The organism is Bradyrhizobium sp. OK095, from assembly GCF_900109945.1.
Taxonomy (GTDB): domain Bacteria; phylum Pseudomonadota; class Alphaproteobacteria; order Rhizobiales; family Xanthobacteraceae; genus Bradyrhizobium.
In genome coordinates, this window is the sequence record NZ_FOBX01000001.1 from 530,733 (window position 1) to 549,550 (window position 18,818).

15 protein-coding genes are annotated in these 18,818 nt (G+C 64.3%); 10 read left to right on the forward strand and 5 right to left on the reverse strand.

Going from position 1 to position 18,818, the window contains the following annotated elements:
• The first annotated feature begins 6 nt into the window (after positions 1–6).
• From BMW89_RS02495 to msrA, 6 genes are all read left to right on the forward strand, one after another.
• Positions 7–696 (forward strand): VOC family protein, encoded by a 690-nt coding sequence (locus tag BMW89_RS02495; RefSeq protein WP_092022352.1) that lies wholly within the window; start codon positions 7–9, stop codon positions 694–696.
• A gap of 245 nt (positions 697–941) precedes the next feature.
• Positions 942–2,255 (forward strand): epoxide hydrolase family protein, encoded by a 1,314-nt coding sequence (locus tag BMW89_RS02500; protein WP_092022354.1) that lies wholly within the window; start codon positions 942–944, stop codon positions 2,253–2,255.
• Positions 2,256–2,281: 26 nt separating this feature from the next.
• Positions 2,282–3,130 carry an enoyl-CoA hydratase/isomerase family protein gene (locus BMW89_RS02505; protein ID WP_092022356.1) on the forward strand — a complete coding sequence of 283 codons (849 nt, stop codon included), beginning with the start codon at positions 2,282–2,284 and terminating at the stop codon, positions 3,128–3,130.
• A gap of 109 nt (positions 3,131–3,239) precedes the next feature.
• Entirely contained in the window at positions 3,240–3,662 is a 423-nt protein-coding gene (locus BMW89_RS02510; protein WP_092022358.1) for an OsmC family protein, read from the forward strand.
• Positions 3,663–3,683: 21 nt separating this feature from the next.
• Entirely contained in the window at positions 3,684–4,139 is a 456-nt protein-coding gene (locus tag BMW89_RS02515) for a cupin domain-containing protein (RefSeq protein ID WP_092022360.1), read from the forward strand.
• An 18-nt stretch (positions 4,140–4,157) separates the two neighbouring features.
• A complete protein-coding gene (gene msrA, locus BMW89_RS02520) occupies positions 4,158–4,673 on the forward strand; it encodes a peptide-methionine (S)-S-oxide reductase MsrA (RefSeq protein WP_092022362.1) in 516 nt (171 codons plus the stop codon).
• Between the two features lie 164 nt (positions 4,674–4,837).
• On the opposite strand, the gene BMW89_RS02525 is transcribed toward msrA, so the two are convergent.
• Positions 4,838–5,461, reverse strand: a complete 624-nt coding sequence (locus tag BMW89_RS02525; protein WP_177195783.1) for a TetR/AcrR family transcriptional regulator — start codon at positions 5,459–5,461, stop codon at positions 4,838–4,840.
• Positions 5,462–5,600: 139 nt separating this feature from the next.
• Here BMW89_RS02525 and BMW89_RS02530 point away from each other — a divergent pair, with 139 nt between their 5' ends.
• From BMW89_RS02530 to BMW89_RS02540, 3 genes are all read left to right on the forward strand, one after another.
• The gene (locus BMW89_RS02530; RefSeq protein WP_092022366.1) at positions 5,601–6,746 is read left to right on the forward strand and encodes an HlyD family secretion protein; all 1,146 of its coding nucleotides are present in this window, start codon (positions 5,601–5,603) and stop codon (positions 6,744–6,746) included.
• Entirely contained in the window at positions 6,743–8,239 is a 1,497-nt protein-coding gene (locus tag BMW89_RS02535; protein ID WP_092022368.1) for an MDR family MFS transporter, read from the forward strand. The genes BMW89_RS02530 and BMW89_RS02535 overlap by 4 nt, the downstream gene beginning before the upstream one ends.
• 88 nt (positions 8,240–8,327) lie before the next feature.
• On the forward strand, positions 8,328–9,266 hold the full coding sequence (locus BMW89_RS02540) for an aldo/keto reductase (RefSeq protein ID WP_092022370.1): 939 nt from the start codon (positions 8,328–8,330) through the stop codon (positions 9,264–9,266).
• Between the two features lie 19 nt (positions 9,267–9,285).
• Here BMW89_RS02540 and BMW89_RS02545 read toward each other — a convergent pair whose 3' ends face one another.
• Positions 9,286–12,135, reverse strand: a complete 2,850-nt coding sequence (locus tag BMW89_RS02545; protein ID WP_092022372.1) for an ATP-binding protein — start codon at positions 12,133–12,135, stop codon at positions 9,286–9,288.
• A gap of 293 nt (positions 12,136–12,428) precedes the next feature.
• Here BMW89_RS02545 and BMW89_RS02550 point away from each other — a divergent pair, with 293 nt between their 5' ends.
• On the forward strand, positions 12,429–13,418 hold the full coding sequence (locus tag BMW89_RS02550) for a Bug family tripartite tricarboxylate transporter substrate binding protein (RefSeq protein WP_092022374.1): 990 nt from the start codon (positions 12,429–12,431) through the stop codon (positions 13,416–13,418).
• A gap of 6 nt (positions 13,419–13,424) precedes the next feature.
• Here BMW89_RS02550 and BMW89_RS02555 read toward each other — a convergent pair whose 3' ends face one another.
• From BMW89_RS02555 to BMW89_RS02580, 3 genes are all read right to left on the reverse strand, one after another.
• Positions 13,425–14,564 (reverse strand): MFS transporter, encoded by a 1,140-nt coding sequence (locus tag BMW89_RS02555; RefSeq protein WP_092022377.1) that lies wholly within the window; start codon positions 14,562–14,564, stop codon positions 13,425–13,427.
• Between the two features lie 1,017 nt (positions 14,565–15,581).
• A complete protein-coding gene (locus BMW89_RS02570) occupies positions 15,582–17,612 on the reverse strand; it encodes a TonB-dependent siderophore receptor (RefSeq protein ID WP_244547493.1) in 2,031 nt (676 codons plus the stop codon).
• A gap of 580 nt (positions 17,613–18,192) precedes the next feature.
• Positions 18,193–18,561, reverse strand: a complete 369-nt coding sequence (locus tag BMW89_RS02580) for a hypothetical protein (protein ID WP_092022381.1) — start codon at positions 18,559–18,561, stop codon at positions 18,193–18,195.
• Positions 18,562–18,818 lie beyond the last annotated feature (257 nt).

Here is an 18,818-nt window from a genome sequence, read left to right on the forward strand (position 1 = left end):
TCCGACATGACCACACTCGAAATCGACCGTGACGCCCGGGCCAAGCCCTCGACATCACGCAGCGTAGATATGAAGCTCGAGATCGTCGTGATACCCGTGTCCGATGTCGACCGCGCCAAGGCGTTTTATGCGCGACTCGGCTGGCGGCTGGATGCCGACTTTGCCTCCGGCGACGCGTGGCGCGTGATCCAGTTCACGCCGCCGGGCTCGGCCTGTTCGGTGATCTTCGGCAACAACGTCACAGCGGCAGCGCCCGGTTCGGTGCGCGGGTTGTACCTGATTGTCTCCGATCTGGAGGCCGCACGACAAGATCTGCGCGACCGCGGCGTCGAGGTCAGCGAGCCGTTTCACGGCGCCGGCGATGTTCACGCCGGACCCGACGAGCCATATCTGTTCGGCAGCGTGCGCGTCAGTGGTGCTGACCCCAAGCGCGGCAGCTACAGCTCATTCGCCTCGTTCAGCGATCCCGACGGCAATGGCTGGCTGTTCCAGGAGATCACGGCGCGATTGCCCGGACGCATCGCGGGCGACGGCACGACATTCGCTTCAACGGCCGATCTCGCCGCGGCGGTGCGCCGCGCGGCGGCAGCGCATGGCGAGCACGAGAAGCGGACCGGAGGACATGACGAGAATTGGGCCGACTGGTACGCCGACTACATCGTGCGTGAGCAGGCCGGTCAGCCGCTGCCGTCCTGAAGTCGCGGCATTCCCCGCTCACGGCGCGCGATGACATGGTCGTCGCGCGCCGTTCTGCTTTGTGTCGCGCGCGTCGTAAAGCAGCACTCGGCCGCTGCGATCACCCAGACTCGCAAGGGCTAACGCCCCCTAACAACCCATAACGAGCAAATCGAAAGCGCCTGCGCCAATCTCCTTGCACGACGAACCGACGTCTCGATTTCGAACCCGGTGAGCACCGCCGACCAGAGCAAGGGAGATCAACAATGACCACGCAAGCACGCACCGACATTCTCAACCCCGACCGCCGTCAATTGCTGAGCCAGGCCGCCATGACCGCGGTTGCCGCCAGCGTCGCGAGCCTGCTGCCGCTGCGTCCGGCAAAGGCGGCTGCGAGCGGCGCGATCCGCCCGTTCCATGTCAACGTGCCCGAGGAGGATCTGCTCGACCTGCGTCGGCGCCTAGCAGTGACGCGCTGGCCGGATCGCGAGATCGTCGCCGACCAATCGCAGGGCGTGCAGCTTACGACGGTCCAGCAACTCGTGCGCTACTGGCAGAACGACTACGACTGGCGCAAGATGGAGGCGCGGCTGAATAGCTTACCGCAATTCGTCACCGAGATCGACGGCGTCGACATCCACTTCATCCACGTGCGCTCCCGCCACGAGAATGCACTGCCGATGATCGTCACGCATGGCTGGCCCGGCTCGATCATCGAGCAGATGAAGATCGTCGGACCGCTCACCGATCCGACCACGCACGGCGCCAAGGCGGCTGACGCGTTCGATCTCGTGATTCCCTCGCTCCCCGGCCACGGCTTTTCCGGCAAGCCGACATCGCTCGGCTGGGATCCGCAGCGCATCGCGCGGGCCTGGATCGTGCTGATGCAGCGGCTCGGCTACAACCGCTACGTCGCGCAAGGCGGCGACTGGGGCAATGCTGTCACGGAACAGATGGCGGTGATCGCACCGCCGGAATTGCTCGGCATTCACACCAATATGCCCGCAACCGTCCCCGATGATATCGCCAAGGCACTTCAGCCCGGCGGAATACGTCCCGCGAACCTCTCGGCCGACGAGCGCACTGCTTACGACCAGCTCGACGACTTCTACAAGCACGGTCTCGGCTATGCGATCGAGATGTCGAACCGGCCGCAGACGCTCTATGGCCTCGTGGACTCACCGGCCGGCCTTGCGTCGTGGATGCTCGATCACGATGCGCGCAGCGCGGCAATGATCGCGCGGGTGTTCGACGGCAAGACGGAAGGGCTGTCGCGCGACGACGTGATCGACAACATCACGCTCTATTGGCTCACCAACACGGCGGTCTCGTCGGCGCGGCTCTACTGGGAGAACAAGCTGGTGTTCTTCGAGCCCAAGCACATCAAGATCCCGGTCGCCGTCAGCGTCTTCCCGGACGAAATCTACGCTGCGCCGCGCAGTTGGACCGAAAAGGCCTATCCCAGGCTGATGCATTACAACCGCCTCGACAAGGGCGGACACTTCGCGGCCTGGGAACAGCCCGCGCTGTTCTCCGCGGAAATGCGCACCGCATTTCGCCCGCTGCGCCAGTCGATCTGAGATCCACACATATCAGGAGTGAAACCATGAACCGCCCCGAACGCACCTTCACCACCGAAGATATCCACCTGGAGCGCCGCCTGCCGTCATACTGGCGCGTCACCTTCGACATGCCGCCGGTCAACATTTTTGGCCCGAAGCATCTCCCGCAGCTCAACGAAATCATTACGAAGATCGAAACCGATCCGGATGTGAAGGTGGTCGTGTTCGACAGCGCCGTCGAAGGATTCTTCATCACGCATTACGATTTCCTCGCGCCGCTGGAGGACTCGCTCAACGTTCCGCCCGGACCGACCGGTCTCCAGGCGTTGCCCGACATGCTGGTGCGCCTCAGCCGCGCGCCGGTTGTGTCCATCGCCTCGATCCGTGGTCGCGCCACCGGCGTCGGCAGCGAGGTCGCGCTCGCCAGCGACATGCGCTTTGCCAGCCGCGAGAAGGCGATCCTGTCGCAATGGGAAGTAGGCGCGGGCCTCGTGCCCGGTGGCGGGCCGATGGCGCGCCTTCCCCGCCTGATGGGTCGCGGCCGCGCGCTCGAAGTGCTGCTCGGCGCCGATGACATCCACGGCGATCTTGCCGAGCGTTACGGCTATGTGAACCGTTCGCTGCCGGATGCCGAGCTCGACGGTTTCGTCGAGGCGCTCGCGATGCGCATCGCCTCGTTCGACAAGGAGGCGATCGCCGAGACCAAGCGCCTCGTCGATGTCGCAAGCCTGCCGCCGGATGACGAGATCAAGCCAGAGTGGGACGCGTTCCTGGCCGCGCTCGGCCGTCCCGCCGCCCAGACCCGGATCAAGGCGCTGATGGCGCGCGGCTTCCACCGCGCCGGCGACGTCGAGAACCGGCTCGGCTTCCACGTCGGGCAGATCGGCAGCTAGCGGAACCGTTGCGGCGTTCGACCGGTTGGAACGGCGACAGGCGGTCACGCCGATGTCGCCTTCCACCGGTACGGAGCGCCGGTGTTGAAAACAAGCAAGGAGAACCAGGATGATCCGCAAGGCAACAGCAGTCTGGAAGGGCACGGGCCGCGACGGCACTGGCCATATTTCGAGCGAATCCGGCGTGCTCGCCGAGACGCCCTATTCGTTCAAGACCCGCTTCGAGAACGAGAAGGGCACCAATCCCGAGGAGTTGATCGCGGCGGCCCATGCCGGGTGCTTTACCATGGCGCTGGCCTTCGGCCTTCAGATGGCAGGTTTCACGCCGGATGAGCTTTCGACGGAAGCCGCCGTCACCCTCGAGCCCGAAGGCAAGGGTTTCAAGATCAGCAAGTCGGCGCTGACCTTGCGCGCCAAAGTGCCGAATCTCGACGACGCTGGTTTCGCCAAGATTGCCGGCGAGGCGGAGAAGAACTGTCCGGTGTCGAAGGTGCTCAACGCCGCGATCACGCTCGACGCCAAGCTGACTTGATCAAACGCAGGGAGCGGTACCATGCCTCGCCAGCATCAGCCGGATGAAGACAGGTTCCGGGCGATTTTGCCCGAGGACGTCGCATGGCAGCCGTTCCCCGCTTTCCCGCCGGGCGCGCGGCTCGCCGTAATGGTCGGTCATCCCAGTGAGCCCGGACCTTATGTGGTCCGGGTCAAGGTGCCCGGCGGCACCAGGTTGATGCCGCACAAGCATCCGGAGGACCGCATCTACACGGTGATGTCGGGTGTGTTCTATATCGGGCTCGGCGAGAGTTTTGATGGCGACGAGGTGAGGGCCTATCCACCGGGCAGCGTCATCGTGCTGCCCGGCGAGACCTGGCATTTTCACTGGGCGAAATCAGGCGAATACGTCACACAGGTTTCCGCGATCGGGCCTCTTGGCCTAGAATATCACGACGATCATGATGACCCGCGCCTCAATGCAGCTGCGCCGCAGGGCGGCGGGCATCTCGACTGATCACATGGAGCACATCACATGACGACGGAACGCGCAGTGCTAGCCGGAGGCTGCTTCTGGGGCATGGAGGATCTGATCCGCAAGCAGCCAGGCGTGATCTCCACCCGCGTCGGTTACACCGGCGGTGCGGTGAAGAACGCAACCTACCGCAACCATGAGGGCCACGCCGAGGCCATCGAGATCGTCTTCAATCCTGACAAGACGAGCTTCCGGACCATGCTGGAGTTCTTCTTCCAGATCCACGATCCGACCACGCTCAATCGGCAGGGCAATGACCGGGGCACCAGCTATCGCTCCGCGATTTTCTATACCAACGATGAGCAGAAGAGGGTCGCCGAAGACACCATCGCCGACGTCGAGGCATCGGGCCTGTGGCCCGGCAAGGTGGTGACCGAGGTCGCGCCCGCAGCTGAGTTCTGGGAGGCCGAGCCGGAGCATCAGGATTATCTCGAACGCTATCCGGACGGCTACACCTGCCACTTCATCCGGCCCGACTGGAAGCTGCCGCGGCGCGCAAGCGCTGTGGGAGGCTAAAGCATGATCCGGAAAAGTGCGAAGCGGTTTTCCGAAAAGATCATGCGCAAGCAACAACCTAAAGCGCGATGACGATTCATCCCAATCTCATCGCGCTTTAGACCCGCGCTGCGCGGTGGCGGGGAGAGCCATGATCAAAGCCCGCGAGATCATCGATCTCACCGTCATCCGCAGATCACTTTCACCGCTTTCCGGGCAATCGCGCTTAGGTCGGTACGAGAAGTGCCGGCGCGAGCCCGGATCGCGATGGTATGCATCGTGGCCGAGGCGAGGATCGCGAGTGTCGCGGGATCGGCATCGGGCTTCAGCTCGCCCTTGTCTTGTGCGCGGCGGAAGCGCGCCTCGAAATCGGCGTCAATCGCCCGAAGTCCCGTTGCAACGCTTTTCCGGATCGCCGCATCTTCCGCGACCTCGGTCACTGCGGTCCCGACCACAAAGCAGCCGCGCACATGTCCCTTGCCGGAGAAATAGATCGACAACGCCGCCTCATAGGCCAGCACCAAGGCTTCGTCCAGGGGGTGCTCTCCCGCAAGGGCCTCGCGCGTTGCGGCAAGGCTCATCTCCCAATAGCGCGCGAGCGCTTCGAGATAGAGCGCGTGCTTGTTGCCGAACACCGCGTAGAGGCTCGGTGGGCTCATGCCGGTCGCGGCGGCGACCTTGTCCAGGGATGTGCCGGAATAGCCGGTCCGCCAGAACGTCTCCGTGGCCCGCTTGAGGGCCGTCTCTGCGTCGTAGGCGGGAGGCCGTCCGCGGCGCGCCGAACCCGTCTCGCTCTTCTTCCGTGCCATATCGCCATGATCCCGGTTGCCATGTTCCACACATATATTTGTATGGATCGTTATAAAAATCAATGGGCGGCACCTTGATCGCCGCGTCGGAGTGCAATATTTGTAACGAACGTTAGTAAATGAGATAGGGACGAGGACGATGGGTTTGAACCTTGCGCCAATCGCCGGCTGGCTGAGCGATCGCAGGAGCCTCCGCGGGAGCGAGGCTGCTGCGCCGCTGCTCGGAGCGGATCTTGCGAGGCGGCTGCGCCGACCCCTGATGCTCTTGGTGCCGGCCGCGGCTGCCGTGGTCGGCGCCTTCATGTATCTGGCGCAGGAACAATACGTCGCGACCGACGACGCATTCGTGCGTGCCGCGAAAGTGACCATCAACGCGCGGGTGTCGGGCCAGGCGGTCGAGATTGCCGTGCGCGACAACGAGCGCGTTCGGCAGGGCCAGGTGCTGTTTCGAATCGACCCGGAGCCCTACCAGATCGCCGTCGATCAGGCCGAGGCGCGGCTCGGGAGCGCGCGGCTCCAGATCGACTCCCTCAAGGCGACCTACCGCCAGCAGCAGGCGGAACTGCAATCGGCGAAGGACTCGGCCTCGTTCGACGAGCGCGAGTTCGACCGCAAGAAGATGCTGGTCGCCTCCGACTTCACGCCGCGCGCAGTCTATGAGCGGGCCGAGACGGATATGAAGGTCGCCCGCCATCGCGCGGCGTCGATCGAGCAGCAGATCGCCAACACGGTCGTCGCGCTTAACGGCGATCCCGATATCGATGCCGATCGCCATCCGACGGTCCGCGCGGCCAGGGCGCAGCTCGACCGTGCACGGCTCGATCTCTCCTATGCCACGGTGAGGGCGCCCGACGACGGTATCGTGACCAAGGTCGACGATTTGCAGATCGGCGGCTTCGTCAATGCGGGGACGGCCACGTTCTCGTTGATGTCGAGCCGGGACGTCTGGATCGAGGCGAATTTTCGCGAGACCGGCCTGACCAATATGCAGCCGGGCCAGCAGGCGACGATCGACGTCGACGCCTATCCGGATCGCAAGTTCAAGGCGCATATCGTCAGCATGAGTCCCGGCACCGGGTCGGATTTTTCGCTGCTGCCGCCGGAGAATGCGACCGGGAACTGGGTCAAGGTCGTGCAGCGGCTGCCGGTGCGCCTCGAACTCGACGATCGCGATCCGACCCGGCCGCTATTCTCCGGCATCAGTGTGACCGCGCGCGTCGACACCGGCCATCGCCGCAGCTGGCTGCATCTGCTCCAACCCGCGCTCGCGACGGAGGGAAAATGAGTACGCCCCTCCCATCGACCGCTGCGGCCGGCGGTCACCACGCGATCTCCGCGGCGGCGCTACTGGCGACCTATATGCAAGCGGTCAACATCTCCGTGCCGAACGCAGCCCTGCCGCACATCCAGGCGACGCTCTCGATGGCCAATGACGAGGTCGGCTGGGTGTTCTCCTCCTATATCGCGGCAAGCGCCGTGACCATGTCGATTACGCAGTGGCTCGCGGGACGCTATGGCCGGAAGGCGGTCTATCAAACGGCCCTCGCCATCTTCGCGCTCGGTCTCGTGCTCGACACGCTGGCGACGAATTCGGTCCAGTTCGTGCTGGCCAGGATTCTCCAGGGCGCGGCGAGCGGACCGCTCGCGCCGCTCTCGCTGGCGATCCTGCTCGAGGTGACACCGACGCCGCGGCATGCGCGCATGAGTCTGGCGTGGACCTTCTGCTCCCTGCTCGGCATCAGTACCGGCCCCGCCATCGGCGGCTGGCTCAGCGAATATTACGGCTGGCCGTCGATCTTCCATGTCAGCCTGCCGATGACGGCATTCGTCTTCCTGACGATGGCCCCGCTGCTCAGCGAGAAACGGGCGGAGCGAAGCAAGTCCTTCGACTTCTTCGGCCTGACGACCTTTTCCGTCGGCATGATCGGGCTGCAGATGCTGCTTGATCGCGGCGAGCGTCTCGAATGGTTCGCTTCGACGGAGATCTGGGTCGAAGCGACCGCCTCGGTGCTGGGTTTCTATCTGTTCATCGTGCATGTTCTGACGAAGAAAGAGCATTTTCTTCGCACGGCGCTGTTCAGCGATCGCAATCTCGTCCTCTCGACCGTCATCTCCTTCGCGCTCGGATTCGTCCTGCTGCCGACCCTGGCGTTGACGTCGCCGATGCTGGAGGAGTTGCTCAACTACCCCGTCGACACCACCGGCTACATGACCATTCCGCGCGGCGTGGCGCTGGTGGGAGCGCTGGTGCTGACGAGCCTTGTTCCGGGGCAGGTCGACTACCGGCCGTTCCTGATGGGGGGAATGGCACTGGTGGTCTATGCCAACTGGCTAATGCTCGGCTACTCGCCCGCGATGGATTGGCGGCCGGTGGTCGAGGCCGGTTTCCTCCAGGGCGCAGGCATCGGCATGTTGTTGCCGGCGCTCGCCAGGGCCGCGTTCGGCACGCTCGATCCAAAGCTTCGCCCGGAAGGCAGCGCGCTGATCAACCTGTCGCGCCTTTATGGCAGCACCATCGGCATCGCGGTGGTCCAGCTCTTCTTCTACGCCAACACCCAGGCTGTGCACGTCGCGCTCGCCAAGCATCTCACACCTTTCCGGGTCGCAACCAACGCTGCCGGTTTAATTGGAAAACCAGGCCTTGCCGCCCTCAACGGCATGGTCACGCGACAAGCGGCCACGGTCGCGGTCATCGATCAGTTCGAGATCCTGATGTTCGCCATGCTCGTCGTGATCCCGCTCGTTTTCTTTCTCCGTAAGCCGCGTCCCGCCGGCTAGCGCCGGGAAGTCGCAACATGAGACTGCATCCGCAACCTCGATCGTTTCGTCCGCAGCGTCGGCGACCGATCAACAAGGGAATATCAGCATGACCAACTCCGATTCACTTCGCTACACGAGGATTCCCACGCATGGGTCCGGAGCGATTCCCGCGGTGGGATTTGGCACGCTCATTCCCGACCCGCTCGTGACCAGGCAGGCCACCAGCGCCGCCTTGGAGGCCGGATTTCGACATTTCGATTGTGCCGAGCGCTATCGCAACGAGGCGGCTGTTGGCGAAGCGATGCAGGATGCGTTCAGGGCGGGCAAGCTTCAGCGCCAGGACCTGTTCGTGACGACGAAGCTATGGAACACCAATCATCGGCCGGAGCGGGTCAAGCCCGCGTTCGACGCGAGCCGGCGGCGGCTGCAACTCGACGACATCGACTGCTACATCATCCATACGCCCTTTGCCTTTCAGTCCGGCGACGATCAGGACCCGCGGGACGCGAACGGCCGGGTCATCTACGATACAGGCGTGACGTTGGTGGAGACATGGCGCGCGCTGGAGCGCCTGGTTGACGAGGGGCACTGCAAGTCCATCGGCCTGTCGGACATCACGCTGGAGAAGCTGCGCGAGATCGTTGCCGTCGCGCGGATCAGACCTGCCATGGTGCAGGTCGAAGCGCATCCGTATCTCCCCGAATGGGAATTGCTTGAGTTCTGCCGCGAGCACGGCATCGTGCTCCAGGCATTCGCGGCGCTCGGACATGCGATGGAGCCGCGCGTGCTGGAAGACCCTGTGATCACGGCGATCGCGCGGCGCGTGCACAAGACGCCGGCTCAGGTCGCCCTGGCATGGGCCGTGCAGCGCGGCACGGCGTTCCTGACGACCTCGACAAATCCCGGGCGAATCCAGGAGAATTTCGACATCTCGGCCCTGCCCGAAGACGCGATGCGGCAGATGCGGGACGAAATCTCGACGAATGTCAGGTTCAATACGGTGGTGGAGACCGGTGTGCCCGGATTCATTCCGCGGGCCAAATGAATCGGCGCCGGAAGACGTGTCAGCTCCGCAGCTGCGCGATCAAACCGCGCGCGCTACGGATATCGGCGATGTCGGCGCCTTCCGTGAATGACCCCAAGACATCCCTTAAAACGGACAGAGCCTCGGCGGTCTGGCCGGCCGATATCATGAGCCGCGCGAGGCTGACTGCGGAGCGCAATTCCCAAAAGCGCGCGCCCTGCTGGGCGGCCATGACCATGGCCTCGCGAAAGTGCGCCTCGGCGCCCTCGGAATTTCGCGCGCTCCTTAGCATCAATTCTCCCTTGATGCGGATCAGCTCCGGCAGATACCACAGCTCCTGCCGGTCGTTGCAGCGGGTCAGGGCGTCCTCGATCACGTCGAGGCCTCGGTCGACCTGGTCGGCCTCTCCGGAACATGCGGCAAGCTCGCCAAGCAGCGGAAGGAAGCGCGGGAGGAAGCGTGCGTCGCCGGCGCGATTGAGCTCTTCGCGCAGCAACGGCAGGCCGGCCGCGACGTCACCACGCCTCGCAATGACCGCCGCGTTGAAGGCGCGTGCCCACAGGCCCCAGACCCGGATGGCATGGCGCTCGGTGTGTTCGAGCAGCTCGGTGCCGTGGCGCTCGGCAGCGTCGAAATCGCCGGACCAGAATGCGATCGGAGAGGCGGCCTGTCCCAGCACGCTACAGAAGGTCAGCGCGTGGCCGTTGGCGCGGCCTTCCTCGATGTTTCTGGCCGCGAGCGCCTGGGCCTGGTCGGTGAGGCCTTGCAGCCACAGGATGCGGGCCCGGAAATATTGCGTGGATATTCTCAGGTCGAGCGGGAAGATTTTTGGCTTCTCCGCCAGCACATGCAGCGAAGCGTTCACCCGGTCGATGCGCAGCCGCGCATCGTTCTGGTCCCCAAGATAGTGCAGCGCGACGGCCATCAGCCGGTCGCCCAGCATGGGATCGGTCCTGTCGGGCGAGTTCGCCGCGGCGTTCGCAAAACGATCGGCCAGCGCGCGTGCCTTGCCGAACTGCCCGTTGTTGAACTGGTCGATGCACAGGCCCCACAGCGCGCGCAGGCGGAAATCCTTGTCGTCGAGCCTGTCGGCGAGCTCAAGCGTGGTCTCGAGGATCGGGCGCGCCTCGCGCGCGCGGCCCTCGCCATACATCAGCGACCAGCCGAGCGCCGACAGCAGCTGCATGCGGATGCGGTCGTCGCCGGTGTCTCCGAGCGCCGCGAGGGCCGTTCGGGCGCGCTCGCGGCATTCGGCGAACAGCGAAAGGCGCACCCACAGCGTGACCGCGGCCGCCGTCAGCGCAATTCCCAGCGCAGCGTCCCCGTCCGGCGCGAAGGCCCAGTCCAGCGCCGTGCGCACATTGTCCAGCTCCGCGCCGTAGATGCCGAGCCATTCCGGCAGCGGTGTCGATGTATCGGCCTCGGCGCGCGCGAAGAAGTCGCGGAAATGCTCGGCGTGGCGCCGCGCGACCTGCCTGGTTTCACCGAGCTCGTTGAGCTTGCCATGCGCGTAGGTGCGCGTGGTGTCGAGCAGGCGGTAGCGCAGCGTCCGCGAGCCCGACGGTGAGATCAGCGATTTGGTCACCAGGCTGTCGATCGCCTCGAGGGTGTCCGAGACGCTCAGGCCGTCGCCGGCCGCAACCGTGGCAGCGGCCTCCGGCGCGAAGGGACCGGCGAAGACCGACAATCGCCGCAAGGTGGCGCTCTCGGCCGGGGGCAGGAGATCGTAGCTCCAGTCGAGCGCAGCGGCGAGCGTCTGATGCCGCGGCACGGCGGTGCGCCGTCCGCGCCATTGCAGCGAGAAGCGGCTGTCGAGCAGGGAGGCCGTGCCCGCGATGCCATAGGCATTGACGCGGCCCGCCGCGAGCTCGATTGCGAGCGCGATGCCGTCGAGCCGCCGGCAGATGCTTGCGACCAGCGGGGCCTCTTCCGCGCTGAGCTGGAACGCACCCGAGCTTTGCGCGATACGCTCCACGAAGAGTTGGGCCGCGGGATAGCCGAGGACTTCTTCGACGCTCAAATCCTCGCGCTCCGGCGGACAATCCAGCGGGAACAGCCGGAAGATGCGCTCGCCTTCGCTCCGGAACGACTCGCGGCTGGTCGCGAGAACGCGGAGCTGCGGCGCGTCGCGAACGATGCGCTCGACGAGGGGAGCGAGCGCGTCCAGCACATGCTCGCAACTGTCGAAGATCAGCAAGGCGGGGCCGGTCTTCAGAAATGTCAGCAGGGCCGGCGTCGGATCCTCCGCGCTGATGGTCAGCCCGAGCGCGGAGGCGATGGTCGTTGCGATATGGCTGGAATCCCGGAGCGGACCGAAGTCGACAAAGAACACGCGCCCGCCGAAATCAGCCGAGCGGCGATGCCCGACGGTGACGGCGACCGCGGTCTTGCCGATGCCGCCCGGACCGACCACGGTCATGAAGCGATAGAGCGACAGTCCGTTCGAGATCTTCTCGATGACCTCCTCGCGTCCGACCATCTTCGCAAGCTGAATGGGCAGGGAGCGAAGGGACGCGATGTCGACGGTAACAGGCGCAGGCTGCGCGACCGGCGGGGCCACGTGGGCGAGCGAGGCGACGAAGCAATAGCCGCGGCCGGGGACGTTGACGACATAGCGGGCCGACTTGCCGGTATCGCCGAGCACCTTGCGCAACGCTGCGACGTGGAAGCGCAGGCTGCCCTCGTCGACATTGACGTCGGCCCAGATGCGCTTGACCAGCTCTCGCTTGTCGACGACTTCGCCGGGGCGTTCGGCCAGGAAGATGAGAATGTCGAGCGCCCGGCCGCCGACATGAAGCGGCGCGCCGTCCTTCTCCAGGAGCCGCGACTTTGGAAACAGCCGAAATGGCCCAAATGAAATGGCCGAGTCTTCGTTAGTATGAGCTGGCACGCGCCATTGCCCCCGCGACGGGAGTCTAAAGGTATTTCTTTCTGGTCTATCAGAACGAAGCGTACAGTAAACTGGCCGAAAGGCGTGGGCAGGTCTGGCAGCCCTGCGTGAGCAGCTTGGGTCGCGCGATCCTCAAATAGTACTTTAAAGGGAATGACTTAGGTCGCTTTGTCGTGGCGAAGATGCCTGGCTCTCAGCCGGATGGAGCATTGACGGCGGTCGAGAATTGCTGCGATGGGACGGTCGGGAGCCGGTCCCGCCTCGACAATGACTACCGCTTCCGGAATTGAGATATGCCCTCCTACTCGCGGCGACAGGTCGTCCATGCGTTATCAGGCGCAGCGGCGCTGACCGCCCTTCCGCGCCGCGGACAAGCCGCAGATTACCCGTCGCGTCCCATTCGCCTGGTGCTTCCGTATGGAGCCGGCGGAGCAGGCGACCAGATCGGGCGTCCCTGGGTGGACAAGATGTCGTCGCTGCTCGGACCGACCTTCGTCGAATATATCGGCGGTGCGGGCGGCGCGATCGGAGCTGCCACGGTCGCGCGCGAGGAGCCCGACGGCTACTCGCTGCTGCTCGGCAACGGCAGCACGCAGGTCATCATTCCCCTGACCTCGAAAAATCCCGGTTATTCCGTCGGCGATTTCCGCGCCATCTATCGCCTGATCAGCACTGCGTTGGTTTTCGCGGTCCATCCGTCGGTGCCGGCCACGGATCTGCGTGAGCTGATCGCCTACGCGAAAGCCAATCCGGGAAAGCTGTCTTACGGGACGCCCGGCATCGGCACCGGAAATCATCTGGTCGGCGAATCCTTCAAGCAGCAGGCCGGCGCGCTGGACATGGTCCACGTGCCGTATCGGGGCATTTCGCAGGCGACCAATGACCTCGCCGGTGGGCAGATCTCGCTCGTCATCGGCGTCATGTCCGACCAGTTGAAGCAACTGAGCGAGGCCGGCAAAGTCAGGCTGCTGGCGGTTACCAGCGAGAAGCGGCTGAGCGGTGCACCGGAGATTCCGACAGCCGTCGAATCCGGCATGCCGAATCTCCGCTATGAGGGGTGGTTCGGCATCTTCGCGCCCAGACGCACCGACGAGGCCATCATCGACCGGATCGCACAGGCGACGCGTGTCGCGATGGCCGATCCGGCGCTTCAGGCAAGCTACCGTGCGCAGGGCATCGAGCCGGACAGCGATTCGAGTCCCGACAAATTCCAGCGCATCATCGACGCGACGACGGCCAGCCTGGCACCCGTGATCAAATCGATCGGGTTGAGCAATCTGTAAGGCTGATCAGGCGGTCTTGCGCGTGACGACGCGCGCCGACAGCGTGACCAGCCCCATCAGCGCTGCCAGCAGCCAGAACGCCATCGGCAATCCACCAAGACGTGCGACGAAGCCGACCCCGGCGGGACCGATCAGGATGCCGGCATAGCCCGCGGTCGTGATCGCCGCGACGGCGAGCCCCGTAGGCATCACGGTTTGCCTGGCTGCGCGGCGGAACAGCACCGGCACGAGGTTCGACGCACCGAGGCCGATGAGCAGGAAGCCGGTGATGGCGGCTGCCGCCACCGGAGCCGTCAGCAGGACCACAAAACCTGCGATCGCAATGATGCTTCCCCAGACCAAGGTCGTGCGATCCCCGATGCGTGCAACGACGGCGTCGCCGCCGAGCCGGCCGATCGTCATCGCGATCGAGAACACGATATAGCCGATCCCGCCCTGCGCCTTAGAGACGAGGCCCGCGCCGATGACGAGCAGCGCACCCCAGTCGAGCATGGCGCCTTCGACAAGGAAGGTGATCGCGCCGAGCAGCGCGAGCAGCAGCACGGAGCCGTGCGGAAGCACGAACAGCGGTCCGTCCTGCACCTGCACCGAGCGAAGCAGGCGCGATGCGGTCAGCAGCATCGCGATCAGCATGAGCACGGAGCAGATCAGCGTGCAGGCGAGCGCGCCGAGCTGCAGCGCGAGCAGCGCGGTCATCAAGGCCGATCCGGCGAAGCCGCCTATGCTGAACAGCGCGTGGAAGCCCGACATCAGCGGGCGCCCTGCATCGCGCTCCACCTCGACTGCGTGAATGTTCATGGCGACGTCGATGGAGCCGAGCGCGGCGCCGAAGGCGAACAGCGCGACAGCCAGCGTTGCCGAACTGTTCGCGACCGCCAGAAGCGGCAAGACCAATGCCAGACCGAGCCCGCCCGCGATGATGATCGGCCTGCTGCCATAGCGCGCACTCATGATTCCGGTCAGCAGCATCGCGACGACCGAGCCGATGCCGAGGCTGAGCAGCAGCAGCCCGAGGACGCCGTCGTCGACGCCGAGCCGCGCCTTCGCGAACGGCACCAGCGGCGCCCAGCACGCGATGCCGAAGCCCGCGACGAGAAAGGCAAGCCGCGTCGCAAGGCGCGTTGCCGGCCGGTCGGCAGAAAGCATGGGAACTCCGGGGGAAGCAGTGGCGGGGTGATTCACTAGCTCGAGGAATACCGCGCCTTTATGTCCGAGGCATGCTCGAATTGCCGCAGGCAGGGGTGAAAGCGGAAGCGCCATCCGGGGCCGCTCGCCCGGCGTCTGGCACCTTCCCGGATGACGCTTCCGATCCATCCGGGCCCCGGGATCTTGCTGTGTCGCGGTTCTGTCAATCCGCTCGCCCAAAAATATTCCACTTTACCGAAATTCGGTTTTGTCGTATGTATTGCGCATCCCGGCTCATCCTTGAGGGGCGATCGTACGTCGTCACGATATGCGAGCCGGGTTGCGGTGGACGCGGCAGCGTCGTGCGCGAGAGGCCAAGGGCAGGGCGGGTAGTCCCTGTGAGCCCGTGGCCACGTGCGGACGAGCGGCGCTGAAGTCCGGCGAAGCCTCTTGGCGAAGCCGGATGAGCTGCGTACGGCAAAACCGTGTGGTCCTGGCCGTCGTTGCTACGGTCAAGCCCTTTGCGGAGATGTGCGCGAGCCCAACCGGGTGGACGGCATCGTCAATTCGCGGGGCGAGGGAGGCCAGAAGGAAAGTTCGGCTCCCGGGAGAGCACGGCATAAGCCGTCCAACCACTGCGCAGGGAAGGCTGTGTGTTGGGCTTCACCTGTATGCTGCTGTGCGGTTCTCTCGCGTGTGCTTTTCGCGCAGCGGACCGCGGGTGCCAGCCGGCACCCGGCCTTCCCTGCGCCCTCTTGGCTAAGAGAGGGTGGAGCGACCAAGCAAAGCTCGGGCGAAACGCGCCGCGAGAAGGCGAAGGTGTGTCTGCAAGTTGAGGTGTGCATTGGAGAATGGCGCTGTCACCTCGTATTCCGTCATTGCGAGCGCAGCGAAGCAATCCAGACTGCCACTGCGGAGGGATTCTGGATTGCTTCGCTGCGCTCGCAATGACGAGGAGGAAGCAACGAGCGACAATCTACCACCGTCATCCCCAAGCAACGGCTTCGCCGTTGCGCAGGGATGACGGATTTGGCGGCCCTACCACCGATAGCTCAACGTGCCGATCACCTGGCGCCGTTCGCCGGCATAGCAATAGCCGGACTGGCAGGTCGCATACTGCTTGTCGAACAGATTGGTGGCGTTCACGCGCATGTAGGCGCCTCGTAAACTCCGGTCGAGCTTGCCGAGATCGTAGTCGATCACGGCGTCGAACAACGTCGTTGCTGCGTTCTCGAACGTATTCTGGTCGTCGCCGAAGTTGGCGCCGATATAGCGCATGCCGAGCCCCAGCCCTAACCCTTCCACGAGCGTGCCGGATTGGAACGTGTATTTGCCGAAAGCTGCGAACGAGTCCCTCGGAATGCCGGAGTACTCATTTCCGGTCGTATCGGTATTGCCGCGCGTGATCACGACGTTGAGGTGGGTATAGGCCGCGGTAAGATCGAAGCCCGGCTTGAGCGCCAGCTTGGCCTCGAGCTCGAGGCCCTTGGATTCGACCTGTCCGGTCGCCGCCTGGAACGCGATGTCGTCGGGATTGGTGCGCAGGACATTGTCCTGCTTGATGTCGAAGACAGCGGCCGTGAGCAGCAGCGGAACATTCGGCATCTGATATTTGATGCCGGCCTCGGTTTGCTCGCCGGTGGTCGGTTTGAACGTCGCACCCGTCACGTCCACGCCGGTTTGCGGGCTGAACGAGGTGGCGTAGCTGACATAGGGCGCAACGCCGCTGTCGAAGAGATAGCTCAAGCCCGCACGACCAGTGAAGGCCGAGGGCTTTTGGGTGACCGGCGTTCCGTCCAGCGTCGTCGTCGTGCTCTGGGAGACCCAGTTCTGACGGCCATTGAGCGTGAGAATGAATCCTCCGAACTTGGCCTGCTCCTGTGCGTAGATCCCGACCTCGTCGGTCGACTGCCTGGTGAAGATCGAAAACGCCGGCGAGGCGATCGCCTGCGCGCCGTAGTTCTTGGTCAGGAGATTGAGATCGGGCGCCGGTCCGTAGCCGATCTTGTCGTCATAGTAGGAGTGACTGTAGTCGACGCCGAACAGCACGGTGTTCCTGACCGAGCCGAGTGTGAACTTGGCTTCGGCCTGGTTGTCGAGGGTGGCGGTCTTGAGATTGTCCACGATGCGCCAGGCGGAGCGCGACGCCGTCTGGGTCGCGTCGTCGATCGAATCGATCTGCGTGTATTTCGCGTCCGTGCTGACCTGATAGTACCGGAAATTCTGCCGCACGGTCCAGGTGTCGTTGAAACTGTGCTCGAACGCATAGCCGATGCGGAACTGCTTCTGGTCCATGGCGCTGAAGGCCGGATCGTTCGAGTAGATGTTGGTCAGTTTCCCGTCGGCTGTGCGCGTGTTTCCGATGCTCGCGGCGGTGCGGCTGGTCTGATATTCCGAGAGGATCGTGAACGTCGTATCGAGGTTCGGCTTCCAGGTCAGGGCAGGCGCAATATAGGCCCGGTCGTCGTCATTGCCGGGAAACCAGGTCTTGGCGTCGCGCAGCAATCCCGTCAGCCGGTAGTACAATTGATCACTGCCCGGAACCGGTCCGCCGACGTCAAAGCTGCCCTGGTAGCGATCATAATTGCCGGCCTGCAATTGCGCCTCGCCGAACGGCGTCTGCGTCGGCCGCTTCGTCGTGACATCGACGATGCCGCCGGGAGAGCCGAGGCCGTAAAGACCGGAGGCCGGCCCCCGGAGAATCGATACGCTATCGAGTCCATAAGGTTCGATCTTGGGAATGACGAAGTTGCCGCCGCCCTGACGCAGGCCGTCGCGATAGATGCCCGTATAGGTCACATCGAAGCCGCGGATGGAAAAGGCGTCGAAGCGTGGATCGTAACCGAACGCCGTCGTCGTGACGCCGGGGGTGTAGTTGACGGCGTCCTTGAGCGTCTGGACGTTGCGATCCTCGAGCTCCTTCTTGGTCACGACGGAGATGGATTGCGGCGTCTCGATCAGCGGCGTGTTGGTCTTGGTCCCGGCGGAGCTGCTGGTCGCGACATAACCAATTGTCGCGCCAGTCGCGCCTCGAGCCGCCTGGGCAGCGCGATTCTGGTCCGCTGCCACATTCGCGCGCCGGTTCGTCGAGGCCGCGCGCGAAGATCGTGTGCGCTGATTGGAAGCGGCGGCGGTGCTGCGAATCTTCGGTGCATTCGGCGCTTCGACGGTGACAGGTGGCAGGCTGCTGCTCTGAGCCTGCGCTCGGGACGACAAGACGTCAACAGATACGAATACGACCGAACCAAACATCGTGGCGTTGATCGCAGCAGCGGTTCCAAGCCAACGATATTTCCTCTCCGACAATGCAACGCCCACCGATGATGATCCCCAATTTCGCCGAACCGACTCACGCCAACGCGCGCAGCCGCGTGCTGACACGCGTTGAATGATGCGGACTTCTATTGGTGAAGCAGTCGGAATTCCACACGCGCAGAATAGAATTGCTTGAACGTGCGATGAGCAATCTTGGAATGATTCAAGATGCGTTTGGAAAATTCAAGATCGCGTGCGGCAGATGCGCGCACGCGGATATCATTGCGCTGCGCGCGCGATCGCAGCCTTCCTGTCAGCCGAGCGTTGGCGAACGCCGTAGGACGTTGCTGGTCGTCCTGCTCGTCGAAGCGGCCGGCAGGGCCGCCGCAAGCCGTCACCAGGAGATCGGTATTCTCTGCGCAAATCCGCCGAGGTCCGAGTCGGGGCTCAGGGGCTGGCGATCCAACGGCCTGTTGTTGTTCCCGCGCGCAAAAGAGGCGCCGGGCGGCAGGGCGTAGTCGCTGAACTTGCGTTCACCGGGGAGCACCTCGGTCCCGCCATCGAGCCAGGATCGCTTGCTGACATAGATGCGCGTGCGCGGACCGGACTGGTAGGACCGGTTGGGGCCGCGTGCGCCGTAGTCATAGACGGCGTTTTGCGTCGTCCGCGATGGATCGCGTTTGCCGATGCTTGCGGCGTGAACGGTAAGGGTCGAGGCGAAGAGGGCGAGCAGCACAGTTCTGGTCATGACGAGCGCGTTCATCGAAAATACCCCATGCGAATTCCTGATGTCGTGGCGTCTCGCACCGGCTTAAGCGTCTGTAAAGAATCCGGGCGTTGCGCAATGTTGCTGAAAATTTGTGGCGCCGGTCGCGAGCGCGGCTTCGCTCGACGCCGATGCCGGGGCGTGATTGCCGGGGCGATCACGCCCGCGCCCCGCGCTGCGATCAGCCGTCCGAATGAAATTCAACGCGCAGAAACATGCGGTAACTTCAAAGCCACACCGCGGCCACAGCTCTC